A 17,234-nucleotide genomic window follows, 5' to 3' on the forward strand; every position below is an offset into this window, starting at 1 on the left:
CCACAATCGCTGCCACATCCGGTGTTTCTTCCCGAAGGTGGGAACCGCTAACTAGGTAGGTCCTCGTAGTGCAGCAGCACTACGGCGGCCGGAGTTTCCACAACGTGAAACTGAGTGATGGCGGCCGGCAGCTCGTGGGCGCAGCGCTCGGCCTCGGTCCAGGTGCTCACGCAGGCAGGGCAGTCGTGGTGAGCGAGGTGGGCCAGGCTGACGAGCAACGTGGTGACAGGTGCGGGATCAAGCATGGTCTCGTAATGGACTGTGAGCAGCGGTAATTGGCTGACGCTGTACGGGTGGCGGTAGAGCGAGGCGTGCGCGGTGGTCACCACAGGGTCAGCCTCGGCGCCGAAGCCGGGAATGTAGAGGGGACGTCCGTCGGTGAGGTGGTCAAGTCGGGATCTGGCGTAGCGGCCCACCTCGGAGGCGAGGACCAGTGGCGGCATGGCGCGGGTGCTCATAGCTCCAGCCCGCCTTGGGAGGTGTGGTGACGGCTGTGTCGGGGTCGGTGGTGCTCCCACCAGGCGTGTTGTTCGGGGGTGAGGCCGTCCTTGTCTGCGGCGGTGCGCTCGGCGGCGGCCTGCTGGTGCGTGGTGGTGTCCTGGGCTGCTTGGCGGGGCAGTAGGGCGGCCAGGCGGGGGTCTTCGTGCCAGCGGTCGCCGTAGACGGAGTGGCCGATCCAGAGCGCGATGGCGGGGGCGGCGGGTCCGGCCAGTTGTAGTGGCGGGGTGTGGTCGTCGGCGAAGGACATGGTGACTGCCCGGCGGTGGGGATCAGGGTAGAACTCAGCCATTTCGCTGTACCAGAACGATGTCCACCCGCCTTGGGGGCGGCTGCACATCAGCCGTTGGTTGGTGGTCAGGACAGCGGCTTCGCGGTAGTTGGTCCATTGGGGTTGGCTGTTGCGGTCGGCATCGCGTCGGCGCCGGTTGTTGACGACACCTTGGCCGGCCATGGCGGCGGCCATCAGGACCGGGTTGACCATGAAGGGGGCTTGGGCGCGTTCGTAGTTCCCGTTGCCGGCGGCCAGGCGGCTGTAGGTGGCGGGGCTGCTGAGGCGGGCGACCTCGTTGGAGTTCAGGAAGGGACCGTGCACGGCCACGGTGGGGGGTTCTTTGCCTGAGCGTAAGGCCGTGGCGGTGCCGACTGCGTAACTCCACCACGGATCGGCTGCGGGCGCTGCTGGAGTGCTCACAGTGCCCTCCCCTCGTCGCCGCGGTGCTGTTGGTCCTCGCGTTGGGCGTCGCGGTACTCGCTGGCGCGGGCCTGTTCGGCGAGTCCTTGGGCGAAGCGGTATTGATCGGCGGTGGCCAGCCCGGATTGTTCGATCAGGAATGGAGTGGGGTTCAGGTGCAGTGACCAGCCGGACTGGCGGCCGGCGGCCAGCAGTCTCTGCTCGGCTTCGGCAGCTTTGGCTTTCGCCGCCTCGGACTGGGCCTCCAGTTGCAGCAGAGTGGTCAAGGTGGTGTGTTCTTCGCGTTTGGCTGCGAGCTCTTCGCCACGGTCGAATGGCTCGACCTCGGTGTTGGTGAGGTCGGTCAGGGAGTCTGTGAGGTGGTCGTGCTGGACCTTGAGTCGCTGGTGGTGGGCGGGAAGGTCTTTGTAGAGGTTCTCCACTCGGGTCAGCAGTCCGCGGGCTTTGGCGCTGCTTGCCCCGTTGGTCTCCCCCACCTTCGGTGCGCTGTCGTGCAGGTCTTGGATAGTGAACGCGATTTCGGCTGAGGGGCCTTCAAGGGTGACCCAGAGTCGGTCGCCTACATGGTCACGGCGGGCGTGGAGAGCGATGCCGTTGATGGCGGTGTTCAGTGGCCGACTGTCGTGGGATGCTGCGTTACTCAGGGAGCCGTAGACGCGGCGGCAGACTTCGGCAAAAGGCGCTGCGCAGTCCTTGCGTTCGGGGTAGCGGCGTCCTTCGACCACGATGTCGGCTGGGGCGTCGGCGGGCTGGGATGCCATCGCCTCCAGGGTGGGGGTGAGTGCGTCCAGTTGGGCGGTGGTGATGTCCAGTTGGCGCTGGCGTTGCCGGATATCGCGGTCGCGGGCAGCCATGCCGTCGTGGTAGGCCCGTTCCAGCGCGGCGAGGTGCTCGATCTCGTCTTGGAGCTGGACCTGGCGGACGTAGCGGGGATCTCCGGTGGCCAGCGCCTTGGTTTCGGCGGCCGCGACGGTCATCTCGTTGCCGCCGATGTCATCGACTTCATCGACACTGATGTCGGCGCGTTTGACCTGTGCGATGAACAGTGACTTGGCTTCGATTTTCTGCCACATCACCACGTCGTAAGAGCCTTCTACGACGTAGTTAAAGATGCTGACTGTCTCGTTCTGGTTTCCTTGCCGGATGATGCGGCCTTCGCGCTGTTCGAGATCGGCTGGCCGCCACGGTACATCGACGTGATGTAGTGCGACAGCACGGGTTTGAACGTTCGTCCCGGTTCCCATTTTCTCGGTGGAGCCGATGAGCACCGACACCTGGCCGCGGTTGCATTCATCGAACAACCGCAGCTTGTCTTCGGCTTTCTCGGCGTCGTGGATGAAGCGGATCTTCTCGGCCGGCATACCCCGGGCGATCAGGTCGTCGCGGATCGCGCCGTACATGTTGAAGTCATTCTTCTTCTTGCCGCCCTTGCTGGGTGTACCGCGGTCGCAGAAAACGATTTGCAGGCCGCCGGGGGTGGGCATGTCATGGCCGTACTGGGGGTCTTTGTAGATGGTGTCGGCGTACTGCCGGTGTACGGCCATGATGTTCTCGGCGACCGCGGCGGTCCGGGAGTGGGTGGGCTCGGGTAGATGGACCATGCGAGGGTCGAGACTGGCTTCGCGGCCATCGTTGGAGATTTTCAGGATATTGTCGCGGGCAAGGTTTTTCGGGTCCAGGTCGCCGGATCGGTAGCCGAGGTCGGTGATGAAGTCCCGAAGGGTTTGATCGGCCGGGATGCTGACGATGGTGCGCTTGCCGTCGTTGCTGAGTTCGGGCAGCTTCAAGCCGATCTGATCCCGGGTGATGACATCGGTGAACACCGACGAAATGCGGAGTAACTCTTGGAGGTTGCAGAACTTTCCGACTCGGGTAACCGGCCGCAGCTGTGTGCCGGTCGCGTTGACTTCGACGGTGTTCACGGTCGCGGTGAAGGTGGTCGCCCAGTCGTTGATATGCAGGACCCCGGCATCTTCGAGCAGATCGGGGCGCAGATAGCGTTGCATGACATATAGCTCGCCAAGCGAGTTGGCGATCGGGGTTCCGGTCGCGAAACTGGCGACTCGCTCGTCGGCGGGGGTGGGTGTACGGCCGGCGGCGATAGCGTCCTCGCGGCGGCGACCTCGCAGCAGTTCCATTTTCATGGCCAGGTCGTCGGCGCGTTCGGAGCCGTCCGGGCAGGCGAGTTCCTTGACGGGGCTCAGTCGGGTCCGGTTCTTATACATGTGGGCTTCGTCAATCATCAGGTAGTCACACCCGGTGTGTTCGAACAGAAGTCCGGTGTCTTTGCCGTCTTGGTCGGTGAGTTTTTCCAGCTTCGATTCGTAGCGTTGCAGTGCTGCCTCCAGCCGTTTGACGGTGGCGGCGGTGGCGTTGTCTCCGGTGATGTTCTCCAGGGATTCGCGCAGCATCTTCGACTCTCGGGCGATGTAGTCGCGCTGGGCATCCTGCCCGACGGGAATGCCCATGAACAACGATTCCGGGGCGATCACCATGTCCCAGTCCGAGGTGGCTGATTGGGCCACGAATCGGCGGCGGCCGGCGGGATCGGTGCCGGGGGTGCCGAGCAGGATATCTGCGCCGGGATACCACCACTTGGCTTCTTTTCCTACCTGCTCGATGATGTGGTTGGGGACCACAATCCAGGGCTGGCGGGCCAGTCCGAGGCGGCGCAGTTCCATGGCTGCCATGAACATTGTCCCCGATTTACCCGCTCCCACAACGTGATCGAGAAGAACGTTGGGTTCTGCGATGATGCGGGCTACCGCGTCACGCTGGTGGGTGTGTGGGGTGAACCGGTGTGACAGGCCGGGCAGCGTCAGCGCCGCGCCGCTGTATTTGGGGGCGCGCAGGCTGTTGAAGCGTTCGTTGTAGGTGGCCACCAGTTCGGTGCGGCGGGTGTCATCGGCGAACACCCAGTTCTGGAATGCCTCGCTGATCTTGGTAGCTTTGGCTTGCGCAGCCACGGTGGCGTTGCGGTTGACGCCGGTCCGGCCGGTGGTTTCGGTCTCCTCTTTGGTATATCGGATGGCGATTTCCTGGTTATTGCACACCATTTCCAGCAACGAGATGGCATCTCGTTTGGGGAACCGGGTGCCCCAGGTCTCGGTCATGGCGGCGCTGTTGCGGCTCTGGCACTCGATCGACCAGACCCCTTGCACATGGTCGGCTTTCACATGCACTGGCACGGCGTCGGCGGCTTTGAATGTCTCGCTGGCGAACTGTGCGACGTATTTGGCGGCGATCCACGGTGATCCGGGGCGAGCGCTGATCTGGCTGGCTTCGCGGTCGACGGGCTGGACTTCGCGCAGGGCGGCGGCGTACTCGTGGTATCGCGGGTCGTGTTCGGCTGCGAGTTCTGCGTGTCGTAGCTGTTGGCGGACATTGCCCGACAGTGCTTGCGCGGCGGGAATGAGAATCTCTGGATCGCGTAGCGACGGGAAGACCAGTCCGCGCATCTTCTCCCGCGCGGCGGCGGGGTCGGTGTTCAGCAGTGTGGCGATGTGCGCAATATCGACGCCACCGTTGTGGTCCAGGCTGATGGCGAGGGCCTCTTCGGCGGTCTCCGCGCGGTCGCGGACCTGCGGTGGGCTCAGCAGGTCTACCGAGAAGATGGGTGCCTTGCGCGTCTGCCCGGTGAGTTCGTCGTAGCCCTCCAGCGCCAGCACTGTGGTCCAGCCGGGATCGTTGCGCAAGGCGGTGACGATGTGCGGGCGCATCTTGTACTGGCTGGGGGTTTCCCAGGCCTGCTCGTCCCACGCCTCGAGGAGTTCGGCGGGCACGGTGTGCTGCTCTGGGTTCTTCTGACGCCACCGCTCAATGGATTTCGCGAACGACTTGTCGTGGCGGTCTTGGGTGATGATGGAGGGCTTACTCCACTTGAAGCGTTGGATAGGACCATGTTTGGCGACGTAGGTGTCGTAGAGCCGGTTGAGTTCACCGCGCAGTTGTTCACGGACCTCGCTGGGCTGACCGGCCCGTTGTGATGACACGACCGCATTGGCAACATCACGCAGTTTGAGCAGGTGAATGGTTTCCTGCTTGCGGGTGTTGAAGACCTTCGCAGTCGCCCAGGCGTCCCCGGTCCAGGTCTGGAACTCATCAGTTGCTTCATCGAAGCGCAGGGTGTCGCGGGCCGGGAGTCTCGTGGTGACGGCGGTGATGAGGCCGGGGTCGAAGCTGACGTCGCTAACCTCGGTCAGCGAGGCGGCGGTGGCGGTGAGTCCTTGGCCTCGATTCCGCGCAGTGTCGATGATGGTGCGCAGGCGGTGCCCGACTTGCAGAGCCAAGGGGCTGGATTCGTCGGCAGTGACGTTGAGGGTCTGGTGGCCGTGGATTCCGTGGCCGAGGCTGGGGCGTCCGAGGATGTTCTCGGGATGGTCGTGGAAGTAGGAGTTGATGTCGATCTCGGTATCGGTGCCATCATCGGCAGCCACAGTCAGCGGTGCAGTGTGTAGCCAGTCGTCAGCGCCGCCTTCGATAACCCGGTCAGCTTCGCGGCGGCGTAGCACGAGAATGTCGGTGACCACTTCGGTGCCGGCGACACGCCGGAAGGCGTTGGAGGGCAGACGTATTGCGCCTAGCAGGTCGGCGCGGGACAGGATTTCGCGGCGAGCCTTGGGGTCGGCGTTGTCCATGGTGAAGCGGCTGGTGAGAACGATCTGGTAGCCGCCGGGTGCCGTGAGGTCCAAGGACTTGACGATGAAGTGGTTGTGGATGGACAGCCGGCGCGGGTTGTAGGCGGGATCGCGTAGCGCGAAGTTCCCGAACGGGACGTTGCCGATCACCGCGGCAAAGGAACCGTTGGGGACGTTGGTGGTTTCGTAGCCTTCGGCCCGAACCTGCGCAGAGGGGTAGAGGTAGGCGGTGATGGCTGCGCTGATGGGGTCTTTCTCGACGCCGACCATCTGCGCGGTCTCGGGCGCCAAGCCGATGAACGTTCCCGCGCCACACCCGGGCTCCAGGACCCGACCGCCGGTAAAACCAGCGTGCTGCAACGCTTTCCACATCTGCTCAGCGATGGCGGGGTCGGTGTAGTGGGCATTGAGTGTGCTTCTGGACGCGGCTTGGTATTGGTCGGGGCCCAGGGCCTCCTTGAGGTAGTCGCGCTGGGCTGTGTAGGTGTCGCTGCGGGTGTCGAAGACCTCGGGGATCGCGCCCCATCCCGACCAGCGGGCCAGGATGTCTTGTTCAGCGGCGGTGGCATGGCGGGCTTGGCCTTGGAGCTCGATGAGCGTGTCGATGGCGGCGAGGTTCGCGGTGAGCCGGGCTTTCGCGCCGGACGGGACCGCGATGGTGGTTCCGGGACGGTAGTCGATGGCCGGCGGTGAGGGCACTGCCGGTGTCTCGTTCTCACGCTGGCCGGTATCGCTGGCATCTGCGTCGGGCATCGACTGCGGAGCGCTGACGCGGGCCGGTGCCGCGGTGACATCAGTAGTTGCGGCCAGTGGAGTACGGGTCGTGTCGTCGCGGCTCGGTGCGGTGCGTTGGGGTCGCTTGAGGGTTAGCGCGTCGATAGCTGCCGAAGGCACCTGGTCGGGTTGGGCGCTGTCGTGGTCGGGTGCTGCTGGGATGAGCGGCGGTAGTGGGGCGCCGCCGGGGTCGATGACGCGAGGATCGGTCGGCAGGTCAAAGCTGTCCTCGGCAAAGAGCGCAAGCTGTGGGTCGTCTTCGGCGAGAGGTTGAGCTTTACGCTTGCGGGCTACTCGGGCGGGTACCCCTCGGCCGTCATCGCTTCGGCGACTTCGACTCCCAGGTCGTGGGTCAGGCGATGGCCCGGAGCGGTGGGAATCGCCCGGTTTTCTTCCAGCCGGGTTGCCAGCAGATATGCCGCCTTGACCCGGAACATCGCGCTGCGGTCCGGCCACAGATGGTCTGCGAGTTCCTCGATCTGTTCGCTCGGCTCGGCTCGATACACCAGGTGTCGCCACCGGTGAGTCCAGGGAATGTCGGCCGGTGTGGGCGGCTTGCTGTCGCGGCCCTCCGGTGGCTGCGGAATCAAGTCGTACAGGCTCTGCCGCACGATCGTTTCGCGTGCGTTCTGCAAGGCCGTCTCGTGCAGGCCGACCGTCGTCGCGTGGTCGGGCTGACTGTGGTGCTGCTGGGTCCAGCTCTGCACTGCCTGCTCCCCCAGCTCCAGTGCCAGCGTCGCGGCCTGATCGTCCAGCCGCTGGGTCACCAGGCTCAGGAACAGCTCTGTCTGCTCCGGGGACCACTGCGCTGGTATACCGATCTGGCGGTGATACACCTGGTCGACGGCTTGGCGCATCCACTCGGTCACTGTGACTGTGCTCCGATTCCTCGACGCTGAACAGACCCTGGTCCTCGGTGTCGGCCATAGTCGGCGCTCCCCTACTGCAATACCGCTAGTCATGGATTTCTCCCGTTCCTGCGGCATCACCCTGTTCGGGGTCGCCCATCTCCGACAACAGCAACGCGTCAAGGCGTTCTCTGTCACCAAGTTCACTGATCGCGACACTGACACGCTCCAGCGCCTCGTCTACATCCGAATGTAGCTGAGTAAGGCTCTGACTCTGGCGGGTCAGACGCACCTTCACCGCATTGAGTGTGTCCAGGGCACCATTGAGCGGAACCAACGCCGGGTTCGGCGCCACCTTGGGCCCTTTGCGCACCGGGGTACCGCCGCGCAGCGCGGTGAGCGCAGATCCACGCTCCCACAGCAAGAAGGTGTCGATGCGATCGAGGGTCTCTGCGCTCGGGCCGAAGCCTCGCTTACCCAGAGTCGCCAGCGTCGCGCGGGCCGGTCCCCCAATGGCGGCGAACTTCGATTTCGTCATATTGAGCTCGCGCAGGCGCTGATCGATCCACCGGAGCAGATGGTTGTAGTCCCAGCCAGCAGGATCTTCGAACGCCGTATCGAAGACATCGTTGAGCGCTGCCGTCGCCGCAGCGACATCCTCTTCCGGCGCGTCGACCGGCGGGGCCGGCAACTTGCCGTAAACGCCATCCTCGCGCGGTACAGGATCACCACCGTGCAGCGCCCGTTCTGCTGATCCAGGCTCCCAGCTCAGCAGGTCATCGAGCTTGGCCAGGGTTCGGTAGCTCGGCACCCGGTCGGCACCCTGAGTGATCGCTGTCAGCGTCGAGCGCGACAGAATTCCGTACTCGGATGCGGCAAGCACAGACAGTCCCAGCCGACGTAGGCGTGCCTTAACGTGGCGGGCGAGGAGGGCGACATCGGGGTCGCCGGGGTGGTCCTGGTCCACGACGGCCGTAATGATCGCCTCCCAGTCCCTCGTGCGGTCGGTCCCTTAGTGACGTGGTGGTGAGTGACTACGCCGCCACGTTGCCGCAGAGTTTACATGCACCGTTGGCATACATATAGGTCAACATCGCACAATGGATGATCGTGGCGTGTCGGCACACCTGCCACTCGGGGGCTCGTTCTATCAATAGAACGGTAGAGCGATTAAAGGCGGATTCTTCCCTGGTTGCTCGTTTCGGGCGCAGCTTCGCGGATCGCGGCCACAACCTGTTCGGGAGTCATGTGCTCGGCCAAGTGACGCACCGCGTAGCGGATGACCGCGCTTGCCGAGGTGACCTTGGGCTTACCGTATCGACCGGCTTCAAGTGCACGGCGTATGTACTTGTCCTCTTCCAGCTCCAGGTACGCCGTTGTCGGGTACAGCTCGGAGCTGCTACTGGCGGGTTGACTCGCCACAGCCTTGTCCGACTTGTCCCGTGCTGGCCGTTTCGCCTTAGTGCCCGGTGTCACGGCAGGCTCAGTCGATGGGCCTGATGGTGCTACTGACGAAGCACGCGTGTCCGTCGCCGCTGGCGTAGACGACGGCTCCGACTCCCCTGGCCCCTCAGTGGCGGCCGGGATGCTCACGGGCGTAGCGCGCGGGCCGTGCAGCGGCTTGGGCATTTCGTTGCCGACCGGCTTGCGTTTGTCGCGCTGCGCCTTGAGCATGTCCATCCCGTTACCCATTCACGTACTCCTTCACGAACTCGCACACCAGTTTGTAGCGCTCAGCCAGGAGCCGGAAGGGCTTAGCCGGCGGATCTTCCGACGTGATAGCAATCCGCTTGGTTCGTTTGGGCAGGTCAGCGACCAGCGGGATCGGCGGTGCGATCTGCACGGGGGTTCCAGCGGTGATCTGCTCAAGCTTTTTCAGCCCGACGGCGGCTGGGACTGCGCGGACCTTGGTCGGCAAAACCACAATCGGGTAGTCGACCATTTCGTCCACAAGCTGCTCCAACCCTCGCAGATCGAGCAGATCTAGAGTTGTGGGCGCCAGGACAACATCGGCCACGGCAAGGGCACCATGCGTGTGCTCGCCGGCTCCAGGGTGTGTGTCGACGACGACCCACTCGGTGTCCCACTCGGCAGCCCATTTCAGCAGTGCTTCGGACATCTGCTCGCGGCTAGGCGCTTCCTTGTCGAGGTGCGGATGCCCTGGCACTAGCCGAGGCTTGCGGTACCCCTTAAGAGGTTTCGGAGTGCGCCCCGTCGCAAGGGCATCCAGGATCGGGACCCTGGTTCGATCCAGCGGCCGGTCCCCCCATATCGACGTGACGCCGGCGATGTCATGTTCGAGGTCCACCAGCACGGCATCGAGCGAGTACGCCACCTCGTATGCGCTGGTGCTTTTTCCGACGCCACCCTTTCGTGAGTGGGTGACGAGAATCTTCGCCATTTGTTGTGTCTTTCTATCGAAGCATTGAGATACCGATCAAACGCTGTACCGATCAAACGCTGTACCGATCAAACGCTGTACCGATCAAACGCTGTACCGATCAAACGCTGTACCGATCAAACGCTGTACCGATCAAACGCTGTACCGATCAAACGCTGTACCGATCAAACGCTGTACCGATCAAACGCTGTACCGATCAAACGCTGTACCGATCAAACGCTGTACCGATCAAACGCTGTACCGATCAAACGCTGTACCGATCAAACCAACAATCTATGTAAGCGTATCACGGTCAAACGCTCTAGCGATAGTACATACTAGCAATCAATCGATTTCTATATGTATCGAAGAAGCGTTCTACCGTTCTAATGTAGAATTACTGACCGGCGGGCGGGGGAGCCGCCACCTGGCCTTATACGGCGTCTAGAGATTTGCTGGGCGCAGATTCGTCACGGTGACGTTAGTAACCAATATCGGTGGATGGAAACGCTACGTGTTCTGACGACGTAGCCGTGTAGCGGCCTACGTTGCGCTTCTTCCCAATCCAGGCCCGCGCGGCCAACTGGGGGCGCAGCTACTCACTGACTTGTCCGAATTTGCCTGTGGCACGTTCCTTGCATCGGCTACAGCCGACCGAAATCCCATCCGCCCAGGATCAAGCCGGTCGACCCGTTGTCGGATACTTCTGGCCTGGCCGTGAATCCGTTCATCTGGAGCGTCCAAAAATGGGAATGCTGCGGGGAGGAATCAGACGCGTCAGGCAGCGACATCAGGGCTGGCAACGACCAGAGCATCCGGTCCCCGAAAAGTCGGCCGGCCGGTTCGTTCGGGATGAACTCAGCGACACCTAGCACAGAGGGGCGTAGTCGTATCACGGCGTCGCGGGCAGGGTCTTCGTGACGTGCCTGAACGAGTTCTCCTGACTCGACCCACGATTCCCAGAGGGCAACGACCTCATCAACGGGCTGGTCCAGAAACGCGAGACAAAACGGCATCCCGACGGCTATCACGATAGTATCCAACGTTGGTATCTCCCCCCCGACTAAATGACTGCGACCTACCCCAAATGCTTGCATAGGCTTCTGACAAGCTACGTCGGTCAGCCGAGCTATCAATGGACGAGCACGCGGCCAGCGCCGTCGACCCCACGGGCAGATGTCCCCGCGCGGAGCACGGTGAGCATCGATGTGACCGGGGGTGGAGGACACCCCCGGGGCGAGATCCGAGGCGAAGACCTCCCGCGGTGCATCCGAAGAGCCACAGTTCTGACTGTGCCGGCAAGTGATGCTCAGGCCCGGCGCCGTCGTTTCATATCGAGTTGTCAGCTCCGGTTGAATCCTGAGCAGCCTGCTCCGGTTGAAAAGTGAGCAGGTTTACGGGGTTGAGTCTGCCTCACGGTCGGCTTCGACGGAGGGCAGTGTGTCGATCGCGGTGTGTTTGATGCGGTAGCTGGCCCCTTTGAGGGCGATGACGTCGGCGTGGTGCACGATCCGGTCGATCATCGCCGAGGCGATGGTGGCTTCCCCGAAGACTTGTCCCCAGCGGGAGAACGGCAGGTTAGAGGTCAGGATGATCGAGGATTTCTCGTAGCGGGTGGAGACCAGCTGGAAGAACAGGTTGGCCGCTTCGGTGTCGAATGGGATGTAGCCGACTTCGTCGATCACGATGAGTCCGTAGCGCGAGATTTTGCGCAGTTCGGCATCGAGGCGATTGGTGGCATGGGCTTCGGCCAGGCGGGTGATCCAGCCGGTGGCCGGGGCGAACGCGACCCGGTGCCCAGCGTGGGCGGCCGCGATCGCCAGCGCAGTGGCCAGATGAGTCTTGCCGGTGCCTGGCGGTCCTAGTAGCACGATGTTGCGGGCCTCGGCCAGCCAACCTCCGGCCTCTAAGCGGGCGATCTGAGCCCGGTCGATTGCGGGTTGGGCGGTGAAGTCGAAATCGGTAATCGTCTTGATAGCCGGAAATCCGGCGTATCGGATGCGTTGGCGGGCACCGGATTCAGCCCGGGCATTGGATTCCACTGCCAGCACCGCCCCGAGGTAGTCCTCCAGCGACCAGTTCGCTGCCCGGCCCTGTTCGGCCAGCCGTTGGTAGTGCGCCGCGATGCGCGGCGCCTTCAAGAGCCGGGCTTGGTGAGCGATCAGCTTGTCGGCCTCACCTGGAGCCGACGTGGTGCGTTTGATGGTGGGCATCAGGCGACCTCCCCGGTCCCGAACACCGCGTCGTAGGCACCCAGATCGGCCACCTCGACATCGACCTCGAGATGCCGGCCGGCAGTGGGCCGGGTGCGGTACTGCTCGCGCAACACCGCGGCAGCCGCCAGATGGGTGGGATCGGTGACTGATCCTGCTGTGCCCCAGAGCCGTTCATGATCAGCCGCCGCACGATCGCCGCAACGCACCGTGATCCGGTCCAGGCCGGCGTGCACGGTGATCATCCGGCCGATCATCTCCGGATGCACCGAGTAGGCGTTGCCGCCGGAGTTTACGTAATAATCGCGACCCAACCGCGTGGTCACCGTCGTGCCGACCGCCGGGGCCACCGGCGGCAACCCCGCCATCGCGGCCCGATCCACTATCAACGCCTCTGCGGGGATGTCGCGGGTGCCGGCGTGGCGCCGCTGGTTGGCCCGGGAGCTCAACCACTGCCACAGTTGGGCGTTGAAGTCCGATGCCGAGACGAAGACCCGGCCAGGAAGAAACGAGGTCTCCAGATACTGGTTGGCTCGCTCCACCAGACCCTTGGTTTCGGGGTCATAGGGTCGGGCCTGAATCAACCGGGTACCAAGCACCCCGCAGAAGCCAGCCACGCCCTGGGCCAGGCGGCCACGTTGCCCGATCCCGGCCTCGTTGTCCCACAACAAGGTCCGCGGAACACCTCCGATGTGTTCGGAGAGCAGGAGCCACATCCCGGCCAGCAGATCCCCGGTCACCTTCGAGGGGATCATCATCGCGGCGATGAACCGTGAGTGCGCCGCGACCATCACCAGCACCGGAAACGACCGCAGGACCCCGCGGTGATCGGGCACCACGTGGCCGGGCAGCCATAGATCGCACTGCACCTGTTCTCCGGGCAGGTGCACCAGTCGATCGCACGGATCGACTGGCACGTACTCCGGGCGGATCCGTGCCACCCGTTCGGCGAACCAGGAATGCCCACCAGCCCAGCGCACCCGCTCGGCGAGCACCGTGGCCGCCATCGTCGGATGGTCTGTCAGCAGCGCCCGCACCAGCGGTTCAACCTGCGCCCACCCCGAGGTCGTGACCGGTGCCCGCTCATACCGAGGCGGCGTATCAGCGGCCAATGCCCTGGCCACGGTGTTTCGCGACAAGGACAGCCGCCGCGCGATCGCAGCCTGCGACAGCTTCTCCGACCGATACAGCCGGCGAATCTCCGCCCAATCCTCCACAGTGATCACTCTCCAATCGAAAGGTGAAGTGCTCACTTTTCGACCGGAACTACCTGCTCACTTTTCGACCGGAGCTGACATCGAGTGAGAATGCCTCAACATTCAGACCGCGACTTGCGAAGGTAACCCCAGATGATTCGATGAGAAGCCGAATGGGCTGTGCAGTCGTGCATCTGCGATCCTACCGTTGGTAGGATAATTGGTATGGCCAAAGACAAGGTGTCGATCACACTGGATCAGGATGTGCTAGCAGCGGCAGATGCAGACGCCAAAGCGGCTGGGCTCAACCGATCCGAGTTAGTTGAGCAGGCATTGCGCCACGAACACCTCCGGATCGCTCTGAAAAGCTACATGACGACAACCGTCCCCGCCCTGGACATCGACGACTACGCACAGAAGATCTACCAGGCGAATCGGGCCTCGGGCCTGTGATCGCTCCCGGGGACATCGCCCCGCGTCGCGATACCAGCCATGAGGTCTATGTTGTCGTGCTATCCAACTCGATTCACCTGGCGGCCGATACCGGACGAGTCATCGCCTGCCCCTTTATTCCGGGCAAAATTCCCGACGCCGCAATGGCGTTCGTCGTTCGAGTCGGACAACCCGAAGGCGTGGCGCTGCCCGAACTTGTTCAGTGGCTTCCCGCAGCAGCGCTGGACGAGCCGATCGGCAACATCGGCGCGAATGCGCTCCGTGACACAGCGTCTCTCGTGACAGCCCTCGTCACCTGACCACTACACGTGCCCCAAATTGGGTGAGAATGCCCCAGTTTCAATGAGAACGGACAAGAACTGCCGCGGACCAAGCTTGGTGCTTGGCACCGCAACGCCCCATGGTGTCGTATCGTCACTGTGACGGTTTGGCCGGTGCTGCACGGCGGCTGAGCAGCGTTGCCCCCATGATCGTCTCGACTAGGCCGATCGCGTGGTCTTCGAGCCGTTCTATGTCCTCGGGCGGTCCGGTGCGCAAAACGGAGTCTAAGTAGTCCTGGGTAACGGCGAAGGCGTTATAGGGCGGCGTTGACAGGGCGGCGTCGCCGGCCCGTGCCTTCGCCGGGTCGAAAGTGGTGTCTGCGTTTTTTAGCCGTTCCCGGATATCGAGCCATTGTTGCCATTGAGCACGTTGTTGGCGGTAGGTCTGTTGGCGTTGTTCGCGTAGGTGGGGGAGTTGATGTGCCTCGGCCAGGACGGTGGGGGTGACTGGCCCGGGACCGAGCATTTTGGGAGCTGTCGCTGCAATGAGGCCGTGGATCTGTAGTTGGCGCACCACTTCGTCCCCGGTGCTTCGGGATACTGCCGCGGCGGCATAAATGTCGTCGCGATAGGTGAGTCCGTGGTGTGCGATGAGTTCGTAGATTCGGCGTAAGTGGTGGCCGAGGATGTGCCATATGTCGTGGACTGCTTCGATGCGGATGCGCTCGGTGTGGTGCTTGAGGTCGGTGATGAGGTTGTTCTGGCTGGTCAGGGCGTAGTAGTCGGCTTCTAGGCCCATGTGGCTGCGCACGAGGACGACTGGTGATCCTTGTCGGTCCCGGAGGTCTCTCAGGACGCGCCACACGGCGTCTGGGCTCAGTAGACCAGCGCCCAGGGATAAGCTGCGGCCGCCGACTCCGACGACCCAGGTTCCTGTGCTCTTGTCTCCGGCTTTGAGGGCGTGCACGGCGAGAGTTTGCAGGACTGCGTGCACTGTCCATCGATAGCGCTGACCGGCATATTCGAGGTCAGCCCATCGGAAGGCGTTGGCCAGCCAGTGACGTAGATCGGGCGGGCCGGTAAACCCGCTTTTGTGGGTAGCTGTTGGTGAACTGCCCCCCTGTGTGTACTTCTGCTTGTGCTGCGGGCGTCGGTATTTGAGGGGGTTTGCGATGAGCCAGTCGAAGGCGCGGTCGATGTCGCGTAGGAGGGCTCGGTCGGCGCCGTGTCCGTATCGCTTGTACGCGGTTCCGAGGCCGTCATGCCAGGGGCCGTCGGGGGCGACGAGTTCGCGCAGGGTTGCCGGGGTGTAGCCGCGGTCGAGTGCGGCCACGACGGTGGCGAACCGCGCTTCGCTCGGGCTTTTCCAGTGGGGTCGGTCGGTAGGGGCGGTATCGGCGTGGGTGGCGAAGGCGGCGATGCTGTCGGGGAGGGGGTCGGTGCGGGTGTAGGCGGGGGTCAGGCGGCGGTGTTCACCTTCGCCTGTGGTGTAGCCGGGCAGGTGGTCGTGTGGTTCGTCGGGTGGTGACGGGTCGGTGGTGGCAGCCGGTTTGAGCATGCCGAGGAGCTGGTAGAGCCGGGGGAGCATGTCTGGTGCGGAGCGCTCGATGAAGGCTGCGCGGGCGTGGGTGAGGGTGCCGTCGAGATGGCGGTAACCGCCGCGTTTGGTGAGGGTGCCGGGCAGGCTGATGCAGCCTTGGGCGGGGTTGAGGGCGGGGGCGATGTCGAGGGTGGGGAGGTGGCCGGCGAGTACGCGCATCAGGGCGGTGATCTCGGGGAGTGAGGCGGTGGTGCCGATTGCGAGGGGGCAGAGCAGGTGGCGGCCGCCGTCGTCGGTGTAGTCGGTGATGACGCGGGCGCCGCAGCTGGTGAGCCAGGTTTCGGCGGTGCGCAGGTCGCGTTCAACGCCTGCGGCGTCGCCTCGGCTGGTGTCGAAATCCAGCGCTAAAAGGACCGTCGTTGCGTTTGCTGAGTAGAGGTAGACGGCCGCTGGCTGGGTGGGCCATTTCGCGGTGAGTTTCGCGGTCTGGGAGAACTTGCCGGTTTCGGGGGTCCATAGCCGCATCTGGTGGCGGCCCGGAGCCGCAGCTAAAGGTGCCAGACCAGCCCATACATCGGCGGGATGTGCCTCTGCGGCAGGGGTGTGTAGCGCAGCGCTCATACTGGCTGCTCATCACCGGCCGCAGGGCGGTTGAGTAGCTGGCCGGTGGCGCTGAGTTCACGAAGATCACGATTTGCCAACGCAGCCTCGGCCGGGTCTGGCACAAGGTCTGGATATGCGCTATCGTGAGACGAGTCCGGCAAGACTAGTCCCTTCCAGGGGGATATGGATATCGGTATCCGAACCGAAGCGGCTAACTTCGGTTGAAACCGGGACAGAGCCCCTTCGGGGGCTTTTGTCATTTCCGGTGGTTTACCGCGATCCAGTATTTAGATGTTCGTGTGGACAGCCCCTAGTTGTCAGGCACGACCCCTGTCAGGGCTGGTGTGGTTACATCGCCAGCGGCAAGCCCTCCTCGCGTCGTCGGCCATGGATGCGCCGGAGATCTGGATTCTCCAGGGCGCGACCCAAGATCTGGGCGACGTCTTCGCCGTCGAGTTCGCGCATAAGTTCGGGGTGGCCGACGATGGCGGCCAGCAGGTCGGCAACCCATTGGGACATGGGTATGCCGTCGACACCGTACTGGCCGCTGTTGGCGGCCACCTTGTCGTAGACAACCCGATCGACGCGGGGTCCGAGTTGCGCTCGGTCGCCCTTGTGTGTGCTGCGAATCGCCATAACCTCAGACTCTTTCAGACCGGAGCGGTGCTAACTGTTAGCGACACGCGGAAAGGGTTGCGCTTACTCAGACGTACCGTACACAATGAGTCAGTACGTGAACAGTTCTATACATTCATGTGTGACAGGAAGGTGCCCAGATGGCCAGCAGCGGCGGCGAATCAATCGCCCTCGACACCGACGCACAAGCACAACTCGCAGCGCAGTGGGAGGAGTACGCAGACGCGGTGGAGGCCAGCGGCCAGCCACCTGTGCAGCCCGAGGCGCTGCGCGAACAACTCGGGGCGATCTACGAACCTTTTGTGCAGGCCAAGGCCGGCGAGAATCTGGCCCGTCAGCAGGCATACCAGCGGGTGGCCGCCGAAGCGCGCGCACACGCGGCCAAACTGCGCAACCATAGGGTGGGCTTCGAACAGCACGATGACGATGTGGCTCGACAGATCTCGGCGATCACCGGCAACGGCTAGCTCCACGAAGTTAGGGGTGGCGGCGGTGCGCGCGG

General features: G+C 63.6%; 14 protein-coding genes. 3 read left to right on the top strand and 11 right to left on the bottom strand.

Annotated features, from left to right (window positions below):
* Positions 1-47 precede the first annotated feature (47 nt).
* The 9 genes from KXD97_RS32355 to istA all read right to left on the bottom strand — a co-directional run bounded on the left by KXD97_RS32355 (position 48) and on the right by istA (position 13,261).
* Positions 48-458 carry a hypothetical protein gene (locus KXD97_RS32355; RefSeq protein ID WP_260758386.1) on the bottom strand — a complete coding sequence of 137 codons (411 nt, stop codon included), beginning with the start codon at positions 456-458 and terminating at the stop codon, positions 48-50.
* The gene (locus KXD97_RS32360) at positions 455-1,192 is read right to left on the bottom strand and encodes a hypothetical protein (protein WP_260758387.1); all 738 of its coding nucleotides are present in this window, start codon (positions 1,190-1,192) and stop codon (positions 455-457) included. The genes KXD97_RS32355 and KXD97_RS32360 overlap by 4 nt, the downstream gene beginning before the upstream one ends.
* Positions 1,189-6,723, bottom strand: a complete 5,535-nt coding sequence (locus KXD97_RS32365) for a helicase-related protein (protein ID WP_260758388.1) — start codon at positions 6,721-6,723, stop codon at positions 1,189-1,191. Before KXD97_RS32365 ends, KXD97_RS32360 begins: the two co-directional genes overlap by 4 nt.
* A 170-nt stretch (positions 6,724-6,893) precedes the next feature.
* On the bottom strand, positions 6,894-7,472 hold the full coding sequence (locus tag KXD97_RS32370; RefSeq protein ID WP_260758390.1) for a hypothetical protein: 579 nt from the start codon (positions 7,470-7,472) through the stop codon (positions 6,894-6,896).
* An 85-nt stretch (positions 7,473-7,557) separates the two neighbouring features.
* Positions 7,558-8,418 (bottom strand): hypothetical protein, encoded by an 861-nt coding sequence (locus KXD97_RS32375; RefSeq protein WP_396883407.1) that lies wholly within the window; start codon positions 8,416-8,418, stop codon positions 7,558-7,560.
* 203 nt (positions 8,419-8,621) lie between these two features.
* Entirely contained in the window at positions 8,622-9,143 is a 522-nt protein-coding gene (locus tag KXD97_RS32380; RefSeq protein WP_260758391.1) for a hypothetical protein, read from the bottom strand.
* Positions 9,136-9,852 (bottom strand): ParA family protein, encoded by a 717-nt coding sequence (locus KXD97_RS32385; RefSeq protein WP_046361761.1) that lies wholly within the window; start codon positions 9,850-9,852, stop codon positions 9,136-9,138. The genes KXD97_RS32380 and KXD97_RS32385 overlap by 8 nt, the downstream gene beginning before the upstream one ends.
* Before the next feature lie 1,373 nt (positions 9,853-11,225).
* On the bottom strand, positions 11,226-12,044 hold the full coding sequence (istB, locus tag KXD97_RS32390; protein ID WP_260758392.1) for an IS21-like element helper ATPase IstB: 819 nt from the start codon (positions 12,042-12,044) through the stop codon (positions 11,226-11,228).
* Positions 12,044-13,261 (bottom strand): IS21 family transposase, encoded by a 1,218-nt coding sequence (gene istA / locus KXD97_RS32395; RefSeq protein WP_260758511.1) that lies wholly within the window; start codon positions 13,259-13,261, stop codon positions 12,044-12,046. Before istA ends, istB begins: the two co-directional genes overlap by 1 nt.
* A gap of 204 nt (positions 13,262-13,465) precedes the next feature.
* Between istA and KXD97_RS32400 the strand changes: the two genes are divergently transcribed.
* The gene (locus KXD97_RS32400; protein ID WP_260758393.1) at positions 13,466-13,693 is read left to right on the top strand and encodes a ribbon-helix-helix protein, CopG family; all 228 of its coding nucleotides are present in this window, start codon (positions 13,466-13,468) and stop codon (positions 13,691-13,693) included.
* Positions 13,690-13,992 (top strand): toxin, encoded by a 303-nt coding sequence (locus tag KXD97_RS32405; RefSeq protein WP_260758395.1) that lies wholly within the window; start codon positions 13,690-13,692, stop codon positions 13,990-13,992. Before KXD97_RS32400 ends, KXD97_RS32405 begins: the two co-directional genes overlap by 4 nt.
* Before the next feature lie 115 nt (positions 13,993-14,107).
* On the opposite strand, the gene KXD97_RS32410 is transcribed toward KXD97_RS32405, so the two are convergent.
* The gene (locus KXD97_RS32410) at positions 14,108-16,114 is read right to left on the bottom strand and encodes a hypothetical protein (protein WP_260758397.1); all 2,007 of its coding nucleotides are present in this window, start codon (positions 16,112-16,114) and stop codon (positions 14,108-14,110) included.
* 330 nt (positions 16,115-16,444) lie between these two features.
* Positions 16,445-16,732, bottom strand: coding sequence for a toxin-antitoxin system (locus KXD97_RS32415; RefSeq protein WP_260758398.1), 288 nt, complete (start codon positions 16,730-16,732; stop codon positions 16,445-16,447).
* Positions 16,733-16,872: 140 nt separating this feature from the next.
* Between KXD97_RS32415 and KXD97_RS32420 the strand changes: the two genes are divergently transcribed.
* Entirely contained in the window at positions 16,873-17,199 is a 327-nt protein-coding gene (locus KXD97_RS32420; RefSeq protein WP_260758400.1) for a type VII secretion target, read from the top strand.
* The last annotated feature ends 35 nt before the right edge of the window (positions 17,200-17,234 follow it).

The sequence above is a fragment of the Mycobacterium sp. SMC-8 genome (genome assembly GCF_025263565.1).
GTDB lineage: Bacteria > Actinomycetota > Actinomycetes > Mycobacteriales > Mycobacteriaceae > Mycobacterium.